Annotated in this window: 12 protein-coding genes; 2 read left to right on the top strand and 10 right to left on the bottom strand. The window is 33.9% G+C overall.

Going from position 1 to position 14,758, the window contains the following annotated elements:
* Nucleotides 1-235: 235 nt before the first annotated feature.
* From wzx to purT, 9 genes are all read right to left on the bottom strand, one after another.
* A complete protein-coding gene (gene wzx, locus K8P02_RS09485) occupies nucleotides 236-1,675 on the bottom strand; it encodes an O-unit flippase-like protein (RefSeq protein ID WP_025867225.1) in 1,440 nt (479 codons plus the stop codon).
* Nucleotides 1,665-3,146: a hypothetical protein gene (locus K8P02_RS09490; protein ID WP_223382255.1), complete on the bottom strand. Its 1,482-nt coding sequence runs from the start codon at nucleotides 3,144-3,146 to the stop codon at nucleotides 1,665-1,667. The genes wzx and K8P02_RS09490 overlap by 11 nt, the downstream gene beginning before the upstream one ends.
* Nucleotides 3,143-4,201, bottom strand: a complete 1,059-nt coding sequence (locus K8P02_RS09495; protein ID WP_223382264.1) for a hypothetical protein — start codon at nucleotides 4,199-4,201, stop codon at nucleotides 3,143-3,145. The genes K8P02_RS09490 and K8P02_RS09495 overlap by 4 nt, the downstream gene beginning before the upstream one ends.
* A 66-nt stretch (nucleotides 4,202-4,267) precedes the next feature.
* Entirely contained in the window at nucleotides 4,268-5,380 is a 1,113-nt protein-coding gene (locus K8P02_RS09500; RefSeq protein WP_155921498.1) for a glycosyltransferase, read from the bottom strand.
* 29 nt (nucleotides 5,381-5,409) lie between these two features.
* Nucleotides 5,410-6,564 (bottom strand): non-hydrolyzing UDP-N-acetylglucosamine 2-epimerase, encoded by a 1,155-nt coding sequence (gene wecB, locus K8P02_RS09505; RefSeq protein WP_025868314.1) that lies wholly within the window; start codon nucleotides 6,562-6,564, stop codon nucleotides 5,410-5,412.
* 12 nt (nucleotides 6,565-6,576) lie between these two features.
* Complete coding sequence (wecC, locus tag K8P02_RS09510) at nucleotides 6,577-7,782, bottom strand: UDP-N-acetyl-D-mannosamine dehydrogenase (protein ID WP_007485200.1); 1,206 nt, start codon at nucleotides 7,780-7,782, stop codon at nucleotides 6,577-6,579.
* A gap of 400 nt (nucleotides 7,783-8,182) precedes the next feature.
* Nucleotides 8,183-8,653: a UpxZ family transcription anti-terminator antagonist gene (locus K8P02_RS09515; RefSeq protein ID WP_025868315.1), complete on the bottom strand. Its 471-nt coding sequence runs from the start codon at nucleotides 8,651-8,653 to the stop codon at nucleotides 8,183-8,185.
* A gap of 4 nt (nucleotides 8,654-8,657) precedes the next feature.
* Complete coding sequence (locus K8P02_RS09520) at nucleotides 8,658-9,185, bottom strand: UpxY family transcription antiterminator (protein WP_007485197.1); 528 nt, start codon at nucleotides 9,183-9,185, stop codon at nucleotides 8,658-8,660.
* A gap of 713 nt (nucleotides 9,186-9,898) precedes the next feature.
* The gene (purT, locus tag K8P02_RS09525; protein WP_025867672.1) at nucleotides 9,899-11,065 is read right to left on the bottom strand and encodes a formate-dependent phosphoribosylglycinamide formyltransferase; all 1,167 of its coding nucleotides are present in this window, start codon (nucleotides 11,063-11,065) and stop codon (nucleotides 9,899-9,901) included.
* Nucleotides 11,066-11,193: 128 nt separating this feature from the next.
* On the opposite strand from purT, the gene K8P02_RS09530 reads away from it, so the two are divergent.
* Together K8P02_RS09530 and K8P02_RS09535 are read left to right on the top strand one after the other, a co-directional pair.
* Nucleotides 11,194-12,324 carry an AAA family ATPase gene (locus K8P02_RS09530; protein WP_007485195.1) on the top strand — a complete coding sequence of 377 codons (1,131 nt, stop codon included), beginning with the start codon at nucleotides 11,194-11,196 and terminating at the stop codon, nucleotides 12,322-12,324.
* A 1-nt stretch (nucleotide 12,325) separates the two neighbouring features.
* Nucleotides 12,326-12,967 (top strand): DUF3226 domain-containing protein, encoded by a 642-nt coding sequence (locus K8P02_RS09535; protein ID WP_007485194.1) that lies wholly within the window; start codon nucleotides 12,326-12,328, stop codon nucleotides 12,965-12,967.
* A 79-nt stretch (nucleotides 12,968-13,046) separates the two neighbouring features.
* Here the strand turns inward: K8P02_RS09535 and K8P02_RS09540 are convergent, their stop codons facing one another.
* Entirely contained in the window at nucleotides 13,047-14,564 is a 1,518-nt protein-coding gene (locus K8P02_RS09540; protein ID WP_044166226.1) for a DUF4301 family protein, read from the bottom strand.
* Nucleotides 14,565-14,758 lie beyond the last annotated feature (194 nt).

Here is a 14,758-nt window from a genome sequence, read left to right on the forward strand (position 1 = left end):
AATACTTTATTATTTCCAGAAAATAAAATAAATCAATCTCAAGAGACTCAGCTGTATGCCATATACCACTTGGGGTGCGGCAACCAATCTCAATAAATCAGAATTATTAAATTGGGAAATTTTTGTACTCATATTGTATAACCTAAAACATTATATATTAGTCCAAAACGGGGGAATTTAACCATTGAAAAAACAAGATTATCTATAAAATAATTTAAAGATAAATATTATATAGCTATAAAAATATTCTAAAAGATAATGTCTTCAATTGAGATATAAGCTTAGCTATTCCATCCTCAAATAAAGTAAACAAACTTACATTAAATTCGCGTAAAACAAATTGCGGCCATCTCCAATTATTATATGATAATTGAACAATAAAATGAGCAAGAATAAGACTCATAACTCCCCAGCTAGTAAGAGTAATCAGCAATATAGCTAAAATAGTAGCCAATAATGCAGACACACAATAAGTATTAGAATAAGGAATATAATTAGATGTAGATATATATGAAGTAAACAAGGATTGATTAGCTTCCAAAAACATATATATAGCCAGAAATAAAAACATATTTATATTCAAAAGAGTATCGTGCTTAATTAGATTAACCAAAGGAATACCAATAGTAATCATTACCAATATAAATAGTACATACATCACAATAAAAATAACCCACGATTTCGAAAATATATTATACTTCAGAGAATGATTCTTTTCAACACTTGCTGCGTTCAATAAAGGTTGTTGTGTTGTATAATAAATAGATGAAATGGATGAAACGATTGTCAGTATCTGTACAGAAAGAGCATACCCTGCCGTCTCTGTTAATCCCAAATAGAGAGAACATAGTACAGTATTTGATTGTGTAACAAAATACCTGGAGATCATTACTAACCCATCTTTTCTTGCATTACTCCAAATAAGCTTAAAATTCTCATACCTTTCATTAATAGTAAAATTATTTTTAGATTTATAGTATTCTTTACCCACTTCCGTTTTTTTCCGAAAAGCATGAGACAAATAGAAACGAAACATAATTCCACTAAGCAAATAAGCAATAGTAACAGCCATTATATTTCTACATAACACTAAAAGAATAACAGATGCGATTATCTGAATCAATTTTGATAAAGCAAGAGCTTTATTTAAATCGACAAAGTTTCCAATTCCTCTAAAAATAGCCGTATAATACAAGTATAAAACATTTACAAAACTAGCTATTACAAAAACACCCCAAGCATATAGAATATACGCTGACAAATGTCTGTCAGATACGGTATAGATGTAATAAGTACCTCCTGTCGAAAGAAGTATAAAAGCCAATAATGCAATAATTAAATATATACTCTTAGCCGTACAAATTACTTTTTTTAAAAGATATATATTCGAATTTTTTCTATCCCCCAATGTAGCTGAAACAACTCCAACTTTTTGTATTTCATCCGCACCCGCATAAGAATAAGTTATAACTCTCGCAATTTGTGGTGAAAACCCAAAGTCAAACATAGCAACAAAAGCCCCTACACTCAAAAATATATACCATAAGCCCAATTCTTCCGTAGGCAAATAATATAGAACAATCGGCAACAATAAAATATTAGTACCAAATGAAAAACCATATCCCAAATAATTCCAAATAATATCTTTACGAGATATGCTAATTCTATTTTTCATTGAAACAGAATTTATTTGATTCATAAAATCCCAATACTAAGGAGGGAATCCCAAAGAAAGCTAAATTAAAAGAATATCCCCAAAATAAAAATAGCCACAAAACACCAATAATTACCCATGGAGTTAGAAAGAAACACCTTATCCCTCTTCTTATACATAAAAAAAAACAAAAAAGGCCCCAAAGACCAAATTTAAGAAAAAGAACATTAAATGCTTCATGCATTAGAATAAAAGTCCCATTCTGATATTGATCCGGGCTAAATGCAGCATCATTATAAAATCCCATTGTATTTCGATGATCTTTTATACTTCCTCCAAAACCTTTACCCAACAATGCATAATAAGGTTTCTTGATATATTCTGCTGCAATATTAAAAAACTCTTCAATCCTATATTTAGGAGACAATGGCATATTCTCATACCAATCAAGATCAAATACTGAAATCAACATTGTTGCCTGTATCAATTTAGTAGAAGATAATTTATCCATATTTTTTTGTGTTTCAAACAAACTACCTAATCCTATTAAGAAAGGAACGAAAAATACAAATATTGATAATAGAACTAATTTCTTCTTCCGCTGATTTAAAATAATAACTATAGAAAAAATTATATATATCAATGCTAACCAAGACTTTCCCCCCAAAGCATTGGAAGTAGTTAATTGTAACCACAAAGCTAAAACAGAACAGATAAATAACAACAATCTCTTTCTATATTCCTTATAAAAGAAAAAAAGAATAATTAACGGCGAAAAGAAAAAAACTAAAGGCATCAAAACAATTTCCTCATCTCCATAATATCCGCGTTTACCTATTATTATAGATATAAATGCCGAAAAAATTACTCCTACCAAAATGGAAAACATCATTCTTTTAAAGCGTATATAAGTATCTTTCTGAACAACACAATATGAGAAATAAATTACAAGCAGACTATAAATACTTAACTTTAAAAAGTCTAAGAAAAAATATCTAATATTACCTGTATTTATAATATCATTATCATTTATCAAGATAGAAAAAAATCCTGTAATCCCCCCAATAGGTATCATCAAGATTGCAAATTTTAAAAGAAAGAAAAGATTTTTACCTTGATGTTTTATTTTATTTATCCACCGAAATTTATCCTTTTTATATATCATTAATAGAGGAATTAACAACAAGATAAAGAAAGGGTAACCTTTAACAAGCGGCAACATAAATATAGAATATGCTACAAACTCTGAATTTCCAGAAACAAAAGAAGAAACATCAAAACTAGAAATACTAAACAACATCAAAATCAATAAAAAATCTTCTACTCGCTTTTTTATTAAATAAATCAAACAAATGGAAAATTCTATAATACTAATCAATGCAGCTATAACAGGAAAATTTACAGTAAAGACATGAAGTAAACATAAAAATATAGTTAAACATATTCTTCCTATATAAGAAACATCTTTATCTTGTAATTGATAAAAATTCATTTTAATGAAAAAATTTCTATTATTTCTTTTCTAATTTTCTGATCACTATGATTAGTAAGAAATTGATTATACTCGGCATCACTAAAAACAGTATTATTAAATTGTATCAATTTCAGAAACAAATCCTCCACAGAATTAAATGTTCTACAGTTATTAGGATACAAACAAGAAAAATATTTTACTATAGGAATATTAATTCCTATAATTTTTTTCTTATGCCTGAAAGCATCCAATATAACTCCTGAGTATCTGTTCATGTATTTGATAGAATATAGCAATAAAACAGCTTGAGAACTCTCATAAATAGATTCATATTCGTCTTTTGGTAAATGTCCATTTATAATTCTTATATTCTTATATTCGTAAGCTTTTTGAACACGAGAACGAATAATCAGCAATATATCATTCTTGTATAAAAGATGATATTTATTTTCATAATTTATAATTTGTGAAATAAGTAGTTCATCATTTGCATAACCCAATCCTATATATATTTTCTTATTTATATTGTTTTTATTTATATCACTACCTGTAAAACCATTTAAGGGATGAGTTAACACATATACATTACTTTGATTTACTCCTATGCCAACCAAATATTTACCAATAAAATCTGCAAAAACGATATGTTTCACCTTATTTTTATAGGTATCAAAAAATCTTTTCTTATATTTATTCTGTAAATGATCTGTGTTATTATGATGTAATAAGTATACTTCTTTTTTTCCAAAAAGAAATCTCATTATAGCAATATTTAGTGTATCAAAAGTAAAAAACACAACAATATCTGATTTATAAGAGTATGAATAGATAATCCCTATTAATGTATTAATAGCCAGAACGATTTGATTTAACAATAAATTCTTTCTTTCTTTTAAATGTATAATCTTTTTATATTGAATAGAACTATTTTCATTTGATTCATTATAAAAATCACTAGCATTTAATATTAAGAGCTCAACATTTTCTGGAAATAATGTTATCAAGCTTTGATATAAATCTTTATGCCCAATTGGGAATATTGTATCAAATATGAGTATTTTTTTCACCATCATATTCTAATTAAGTGAATTCAATACTGAATTAGTAAAACATATTTTAATCAATGAAAACAATGAATATTATATTGATATCGCCGACTTTACAATAGCCTCCAAATTCACCCCATTGTATAAACATCTCGTTCCAGCAACATATCCTTCATAATCATGACCTATCTCCTTCACAGCTTTACAAATATTTTCAACAGTTAGCTCTTCTATGCAAATTCCTGCTTTATAAGTTGTAAAAGCATCCTTTAGTGCCGGTACATTATTAGATATCATTGGGATCTGAAATTTTGCGTACTCATATAATTTATTAGGAGCACAATAAAGGGCATTTATAATCATCCCTATATCATAAGGTATTGGCGTATAACTCAAGATACCTATATATGCATACTTAGTGACCTCTAAATGCAAAGGAGGAGGGAGAAATGGCATAAAAACGATACGTTCATTTTCATATGTACCTTTTAATAATTTAAAATACGAATTATTAGGTCCCATCAACATCAGTACATAATCTTCCGGTAATAGCTCCATTGCTCTCATAAAATCATCTAATTTTCTTTCTTCATGAAACCCTCCTTGATAAAGAATAATCTTCTTATTTTCATATTTCGATAAAATAGTTGATACATCTTGTGGCAGGTTTAGGAAATTGTCTAAAGTTCCGTTTTCATATGGTTTATTAGGTAATACTATAGGACATGTCGATAAATTGAATAGATATTTTGTTATTAACGCTCTATTATATTCACAGCAAATAATTTTTTTAGCATACGAAAAATCATGAATAAAATCTCTAAACGGATTCAATAGTTTATATGCTAATTTTAATCTTGAATCTCTAAATTCCAATAAATGAGCAACTGTATCATACTTTTTCAAAAAGGAAGAAAATAAAACAACTGTCTCAAAATGAACCAACCAAAGTAAAGAATTATCAGAAAAATATTCTTTTTCTATGATTCTTTTTACTCTTTCTCTAAATTGTAATTGTTGTAAAAACCTCTTAACTCCATTTCCACCATATTGAGGTTGCTTATACACTTTTACATTAAATAGCAACAATTCTTTTTCTATATTACTATCAGAACAGGCTCCAATATATACAATGTCGCAACTTAAATCATATAAGATTTTACACACAGATATTACTGGTGGATAAAAAGTAATATCATGCTTCATAACAATTATAATTTTCCGCCTTTCCATCTTCATCTATTTAAATATTCAACTATCCGTTCACACGCTAACCCATCTCCATACGGATTTACAGCCTTACTCATCCTATCATAATAATCCATATCATCCAGTAAAGCAGAAACTTCATTTACAATCTTATCATAATCCGTACCCACCAGTTTTACTGTTCCCGTTTCTAAAGCTTCCGGACGCTCCGTGGTATCACGCATAACCAAAACAGGCTTACCAAGTCCTGGCGCTTCCTCTTGAATGCCTCCACTATCGGTAAGAACAATGGTAGATTTCTCCATCAAATAAACAAACGAAAGATATTCCAATGGTTCTATAAAGAACATATTATCCAAATCGGATAAGTCTTCACCAAATACTTCGTGAATGGGTTTGCGAACATTGGGATTCAAATGCATCGGATAAACAAAATCAACATTCGGATACTTCTCAGTCAAGGCCTTTATTGCTCTGCACATCGAAATAAAACCTTCGCCAAAATTCTCTCGTCGATGTCCGGTAATGAGAACTAACTTTCGAGTACCATTCAAACGATTTACGTCATAACCGGATTCACGAAGTAGGGTCTCCAACTCCTCTCCTAACTGCTTATCCGATTTTATCTTATCTACCACCATATAAAGAGCATCAATCACAGTATTGCCTGTCACGGTAATAGCTTCTTCATTTATCCCTTCATCCAATAAATTTTGTTTACTTAATACAGTTGGAGAAAAATGGTAAGTAGCAATACGGCCGGTTATCAAACGATTCATTTCTTCGGGCCAGGGGCTATAGATATCATGGGTACGAAGCCCGGCCTCTACATGGCCAACAGGAATTTGCTGATAAAAGGCAGCTAAAGCTGAAGCTGTGGATGTAGTGGTATCACCATGTACTAAGACAACATCCGGATTTGCTTCTTTTAAGACGTCACGCATACCTAAAAGTACTCGGGAAGTGACATCATAAAGATCTTGCCCCTGTTTCATGATATTCAAATCATAGTCCGGCTTAATGTCGAAAAGATGAAGTACCTGATCAAGCATTTCACGATGCTGGCCTGTTACACATACAATAGTTTGGAATGTCTCCGGATGCTTCTGGAACTCCTTCACTAATGGAGCCATTTTTATAGCTTCGGGACGAGTCCCGAAGACTAACATTATTTTTTTCATAATAATATATACTTATTTTTTATAGATCCCACAAAAATCAAGTATCACTTTTGTGTCATCATAAGGCAAAGCTTTAAATACAGAATGAGCTACCAAGAATACAACAATATCCGCCTGCTTATAAGCTTCTTTATAATCAGTAAGTTTAAACACTTTATGCTCTGTCACATTCGGTTCAACTACCAATATATCTGCATTATTGCAACTTTGCATCACCTTTGTTGTGATGTATTTTGCCGGTGCTTCACGTAAATCATCAATATCCGGTTTGAAAGCTAATCCCATCATGGCGACAACAGGTTTGCGATGGCGCTCTAACTCAAATTTCAACATGGCGTTTTCTACTTTCTCTGCGCACCAAAAAGATTTATAGTTATTGATCTCACGGGCTTTTGATATTATCTGAGATTCTATCGGAAAATCGGCTGTTATAAAATAAGGATCCACAGCAATGCAATGTCCTCCTACTCCACAACCCGGCTGGAGAATATTTACACGCGGATGCTTATTGGCTAAGCTGATCAATTCCCAGACATTAATACCTGCTTTATCACAAATAAGAGATAATTCATTTGCAAATGCTATCTGTACATCTCGCGAGGAATTCTCTGTCAGTTTACACATCTCGGCTGTTTTACAATTAGTCCGATGTAGCGTACCTTGTACAAATTGGCTGTAAAACTCAATTGCTTTATCTGTAGATGCTTCATCCATACCGCCAATCACACGATCATTGTGTACCAACTCATGTATTACATTTCCCGGTAATACACGTTCCGGACAGTACGCTATAAATATTTTGCCTTCCAATTCTGGACGAAGGCTAAATATTAAATGAACCATTTTATCTGTTGTGCCTACCGGTGAAGTAGATTCGATAACATATAAGTCACCTTCCTTCAACAAAGGTATTACTGCACGGGTTGCAGATTCCACATACGAAATATCCGGTTCGTGATTACCCTTAAAGGGAGTGGGTACTACCATAAAATAGGCGTCACTGATTTCAGGAGTAGTAGAAGCTTTTAACTGCTTCGCAGAAACAACTTCCTGAAGAAGTTCCTGCATACCCGGTTCAATGATATGTAATTGCCCCTGATTGGTCATCTCAACAACTTTCGGATTAATATCAACACCGGTAACTTGAATACCGTGTTTAGCTGCTATAATAGCAGTAGGAAGGCCAATGTAGCCTAAGCCCATAAAACAAGCTTTCATTTGAGTATCTATTTTAAGTAAGTATCTTGTGGGGTTGACCTATAATATATAGATATACTATAAACTTTTATACAGGTCAGTTATCATATAGGTAAAAAAACAAATTTGTAACGAATTAAAAAATATCAGACAATGGTTTCTTAAAAAAAGTGCTATTTCTATATTAAGAAATATAAATACATTTATAGCGTTACATAAAACATTAGTTATCAAGCAATTGCATATAACACTTTTTTCTCTACGAGGAATGATAAGAAACTCTACGAGAAACATCCCGATTCTCTACGAGAAAAAGGATTATTCTCTACGAGAAATAAATCAAAAAATCATATTATGTAACAAAGGGAATATAAGTTATGAAATCCTCAATTTATATTTGTAAAAAAATAAGGCAGAACCATTATTCAAAATCACTATATGGATATTGATTTTCCTCCAAATTCCGAAGATTCTCAACAATCTCTTGCTCTTTGGCCGTCAGCTCTCGCCCCTGCCAACTGTCAATGATTGCATGAGCTTCTTGTGCTAACTCATCCTCAAAAACTTCACCATAACAATACGTCAGCAACTGACATTTTAATAAAGAAGGAGGAAGTTGCTCTAATACCTCCCAGGCACGATCGAGAATAGACTGTTTTTTCGCTTCCTTATCTTTATCACTATAGATAGTAGCGCTGTAACCCATTAACAAAGCCAGGCAAATACCGGCTTCTTCTTCGGGAGTATCACCCTTAGCAGAATAAAGAGCATCGGAAAGAATCTGAATTTCTTTATTCAAACGACTAAAATGCTCTGCATAAATTGGGTCTCCATCCAAACCCAAATAGAGTGATTTTTGAGCAAGCTGCTGCAATTCTTCTGTTTTATTCATAAAATTAACTGATTACTTTCAAATAACTTTTCGCCACTTTTACGCTGGCTGTCAATACACCTTCAATACGAATGATGACATAGGTTTTATTAGCCTCTAAAGCCAACTCACCTTCAACTCCACACAAGTTGCCTTTCATCACACGAACTTTACTGCCGACAGTAAGGACTTCATTATCAAAACTGATATTATCGGGATTAAGATCCATAATTTGTTTAAAGTCCTCCATCTGTTTATCGGGAACAATAAGCATGGAACGGGTCGAAAAATCCTTTATATAATAAAGTTGAACACCATACTTATTTGATAAATCACAGGCATCCTGTTTAGTGGCACGAACAAATATCAAGTTTCTTATGACAGGAACTTCAACACGCTTACGACGGTATTTTAATTGACGAATGACAAATTGAGTAGGAAGATAATATTCCAAATTAATATTTATTCTCAATTTTTCTAAAGAATCCCGAGTGACAAATTCTTGTTTGTCGCGAGTACGAGCGGCAAACCAATGTTGCTGTTGTTCAGACATTTAATGGAAATGATTGGAAGAAAAATTCCTTAGTTCCGGATACGCTTCGCGGCTTGAACGAGACATTCTCTCTCTTTCAAACCGTCAACTTTTTAGAATTTACTTAGTATTGAAAACGAAGCGTTTAGAAGATAGAAACGTTTCAATAAACGTTCGTTTAATGAAACGCTTTTTTTTGAGGTACTTTTAAAAGAAATATTTGATGAAGGAATACATAAAAACATTATTTTTTTATAATTCCATATCGTTGAATATCAAAGATGTATATCACCAAAAGAACAATATTTTGAATTTTATATATAGAAATATTTTGTACTTCTAATTATACGTTTTACCTTTGTGCCATTAAACGAACGTTTATTGAAACACTTTTCTTAATAGTAACCAGAGTCCACAAATTATCAATTATCTCTTTATCATAAATAATGAATTGAATATATATTTATAGTATTCCAGCACATTATCTCATTGATAAACAAGATTTTATTATATACTATTTATTCATTACAAAGTAACGTATTTAAATCTCCGTTAATTACCTAATTAACCCATATTTAATATGCATAATTTACACCTATAAAATACGTACTTTTATAATATAAAGAATAGGATGCCTGATGTGGCGTTAACAATGTTAATACAAAAAGGGCTATACACCAGAATTAAACATCCTGCATGTGTAGCCCTCTTATTTTATCTATTTTCTATAATTATCAGAAAACCTCTACCTTTTCAGCAATTCGTTTTGCCTTGTCACGTAATGCATCCAAATCCGAACCCAAAGAAGCATAACAAAGCACCACTCCCATACGACGATTAACACGGGTAAAAGGCTTACCAAAAATACGCAGATATGTATCTTCTTCGCGTGTCACCTCTTCCATCCCCCGATATTGAGGACGCTCCTGACTGGCAATTGTTGATAGAATAACAGCACTGGCTCCTATCCTCTCCTGCTTGATGCCCGGAATAGGTAAACCAAGTACGGCACGCAGGTGAAGCTCAAACTCATTCAGATTCTGTGTTCCTGCCAAAGTCACCATACCCGTATCATGCGGACGAGGAGAAAGTTCGGAGAAATATACTCCGTTCTCATGGCTCAGGAAGAACTCTACTCCCCACAAACCAGCACCGGTTAAAGCACGAGTCACTTTTTCAGCCATTTCTTCCGCTTCTTTCAAATGAGCAGGATCAATATGTGCGGGCTGGAAGCTTTCACGATAATCTCCTCCCTTTTGTACATGTCCGATAGGCGGGCAGAAAAGAGTGGGACCATTCTTTTGAGTAACGGTAAGCAATGTGATCTCACTGTCAAACTTAATAAATTCTTCAATAATAAGCTCACGAATATCTCCACGGCTACCACTGCAACCATATTCCCAGGCATGTTCCAATTCATCGGCACTTTTCACCAATGACTGACCTTTGCCGGAAGACGACATCAACGGCTTCACCACACATGGAAAACCAATTTTAGCAGCAGCCTCTTTCAATTCTTCCAGAGAAGTTGCATAAAAGTACTTAGCCGTTTTCAAGCCCAACTCCTGAGCTGCCAAATCACGAATAGCTTTACGATTCATTGTAAAGTTTACTGCACGCGCACTGGGCACTACTTGTATTCCCTCCTTTTCAAAGTCATATAGGCGTTCTGTACGAATGGCTTCAATTTCCGGTACAATAATATCCGGCTGATGTTTCCTGACTACGCGTTCCAGTTCTTCTCCATCGAGCATGTTGAACACCTCATACTCATCAGCCACTTGCATAGCAGGAGCTCCGGCATACGAATCACATGCAATGATATATTGCCCTTTACGCTGGGCAGAAATAACAAACTCTTTTCCTAATTCACCGGAACCGAGTAAAAGTATTTTCTTCATTGGTTTTGAGTGTTTAATTTTAATGCTACAAAATTAGTACATTTAGAGAAACATTGTACACATAAAGAGAAAAACAAAAGATTTTATGTACATTTGCGTAGTTATTCATCCATATAACCTAAAAATTCATGAAGTCGGTAGTCATTAAAAACTATAAAAATATCAAAGAGCTCTCTATTGACTCATTGGCACCAGTCAATCTGATAGTAGGACGAAACAATGTAGGTAAATCAACCTTACTGGAAGCCATCTCTATTTATGCTGCCGGTGGAAATATCGAATGGCTGAAAGAAATCCTTGAATTTAGAGGAGAATCTGTTAATATCGGATATCCACTTAGAGATACAGATATTGAATTCGAAAATATTATGACAGAACATTTCTTATCCTTCTTTCCGGAAAGAAAAGCAATTTTTTCTGAAAACAATAGTATCATTATCGGAGAAATAGAAAATAATTCTACTCATACCGGAACTTTATCCATACGATTAGCCCATATAGCTGAAGAAATATTTAAAACCGAAACAGGATCTCATAGAAGTATAACAACTTTAACCGACGAAGAATTATTAGCAGACAAATCTTCTACCTATTCCAGTAATTTGGTAGGAGACGGACTGGAAATAACATTTGCCGAAGAAATAGTTATAGTTCCCTTTTATAAACGAAATCCATATTCCATAGCTAAGATAAAAGGAATACCATTTGAATATATAAAAACAAATGACTTCCAAAGTACACAAAATGCATCTTTATTCGATAAAATTTCCCTCTCACCCGAAGAAAAATACATTATTGAAGCATTGCACATCATAGAACCGGATATAGACAAACTAAACTTTCTCAATGATGATTTGCGTACAAAAAGAAGAATTCCCTATGTCACATTAAAAGGTAAAGAACAACGCTATAGACTTAGCTCTATGGGAGACGGCATAAATCGTATTCTTACCATTATTCTTGCACTTTTAAATTGTAAAGGCGGTATTTTATTACTGGATGAGTTTGAAACCGGATTACATTACTCTACACAAATTAAGTTGTGGAAAATCATTTTTATGCTTTCTGAGAAGCTAAATATTCAAGTCTTTGTTACATCACATAGCCAAGACTGCATTAACAGTTTCGTAGAAGCCAACAACAAACAAAAGGGCAAATTGATACGTCTTGAGAACAGGAACGGAAACGTAGTGGCAGTGAATTATGATGACGAAAAGGAACTGCGGTTTGCTACCGACAATAACATAGAGATTCGCTAAAATGAAAATCACAGAAAAACACACTTACAAACTATTGGTAGAAGGAAATGACGATCAACATGTTATATGGTCGTTTTGCCAGCATCATCAATTAGCAGAAAATTTCGATGTAATAGATTGTAATAGTATAGAAAATGTATTGGGACAATTAAAAACAAGGCTATCCAACCCATCAGCACATCAAAGAATAGGCATTGTAATAGATGCAGATGTTGATTTAAATAAAAGAAAAGCACAAATTCTGGAGGTTTTAAGACAAAGTCAGAAATATAACTGTGCCGATTGTGAATGGCCTGCATCCGGACTTATTCTCAAACCTATCGACAGTTATGACGCAACAATTGGAATTTGGATTATGCCTGATAATAATATAAATGGCATGCTCGAAGACTTCATAATTAGCTTGGCACCTGAAGCTGACCCTTTAATGCAAAAAGCAGAATCCATACTAAACGAATTGGAAGAAAGCCAGATACAACAGTACAAATCAGTACATCGTTCAAAAGCAAAGATCCATACGTTCCTGGCTTGGCAAGATGAACCAGGTAAGCCTATGGGAACGGCTATTACTGCAAAAATATTAAATCCAAATTCAGAACATGCAGAAGTATTTGTGCATTGGATTAAACAATTATTTACCTAACAAAAATATTTCTATTGTATTAAAAAAGCCAGCCTCCTTTGCATGGAGTCTGGCTTTTTTTCTTTCTATTTCAATGCGTTTATTGATGTTGCTCACGCAATAAATCATTCACTGTTTTTACAGGATTGAAAGTAGAGAGTGGCACTTCCACAAACACGGTGCTCCAGTCACTCATTGCCCCATTCCACAATCCGGGAAGTTCAAGAGCCTTGAGATCTTTGCCATTCTTGGACTTATAAGATATGAACCCAGTAGCTTTATCTACATACTTCGTCAAATCAAATTTATGGCCTTTATAATCACGTACGGCACATACCAGATCTACCGGATTAAAGTGAGTACCTTTCTCAAACATCTCTTTGGCAGTAGGATCATCCATATCAATCTGAGAGCTTTCCAGAATCTGCAATGAGATAGTACCATCATTGTTATAGGCTAAGAACGGACCACCTCCCGGTTCGCCTACATTCTTTACCATACCACAAACACGCATCGGACGATTCAGTTTCTTTCTCAGATACATCACCAACTCTGAATCTTCCAGATTCTTAGTCTCCGGATTCTTACAGAATAGTTTCTTTTGTACGAACTGAAGAATTTCCATCACCTGTTCATGAGAATAATCACCGCTATCCAACAATTCCAGATATTCAAAAGCTTGTTTTTGCAAAGCAACCAGCACTCCGGCAATCAGTTTCTTATAAAGCACCGTATCTGCTTTCAATCTATCAGGTACTACATTATCGATGTTTTTGATAAAGATAATATCGGCATCAAGATCATTCAGATTCTCAATCAGCGCTCCATGACCACCCGGACGGAACAACAGCTTACCATTATCACGGAAAGGCTGGTTATCCATATCGGCAGCAATCGTATCCGTACTGGGCTTCTGCTCTGAGAAAGTGATATTGTAATCTACCCCATAGCGCTGGGCAAACTCTCCGGCTTTCTCTGCTACCAGAACTTTAAAGAGTTCACGATGCTCAGTAGAAACAGTAAAATGCACATTCACCTTGCCACACTTTCCGGCAGCATACATAGCACCTTCGGCCAAATGTTCTTCAAGCGGCGTACGTGAACCTTCTTCATATTTATGGAATTTGAGCAGTCCTTTAGGCAAAGCACCGTAATTCAATCCGGCTTCTTCGAGCAGGGCAGATACCACTGCTTTGTAATTTCCTTCGGCTATTAATCCGCAAATATCCTTTCCGGCTGTACGCTGACAGGCTACATTCAAATCATCATAAAATGCAAACTTCTCAATACTCTCAAAGAATGCCTGCTCAAATTTCGTTGTAGGCTGATCATAGTCGGCTCCCAGAAACTCAAACAAATTCTTAAACATACGACTGGCTGCTCCGGAGGCAGGAACAAACTTCACAATCGTCTTCTCTGTATTCTTATATGCATCCCAGGCTGCAAGATATGCCCCCTGCTCATCTGCATCAGGAGCAAGAATCCCCTTCTCAACCGATGCAGCCGCATCCAGTTTCAAAAACGGAAAACCTTTCTGAAAGCATGCCAGTTGTTCGGCTATCTGAGCTTCCGAAATACCTTTTTTGGCAAGCAACTCTTTGTCTTGTGGTGTCATCATACGTATCTATTTTTATTAATTGATGCCCAAAAATACAAAATGTTATTTAGTTATGCCCTTTTACTAAACAAAAAAAACTACTTTTACGTCGAAATAATGTAGTAATGTGCCAATATGCCAATGTGCCAATTACCATTCGGTATCACAGCGCAGCTAATTGGCACATTGACATATTGGTACATTAAATAATTATT

Origin of the sequence: Bacteroides nordii (assembly GCF_019930665.1) — a bacterium.
GTDB classification, from domain to species: Bacteria; Bacteroidota; Bacteroidia; order Bacteroidales; family Bacteroidaceae; genus Bacteroides; species Bacteroides nordii.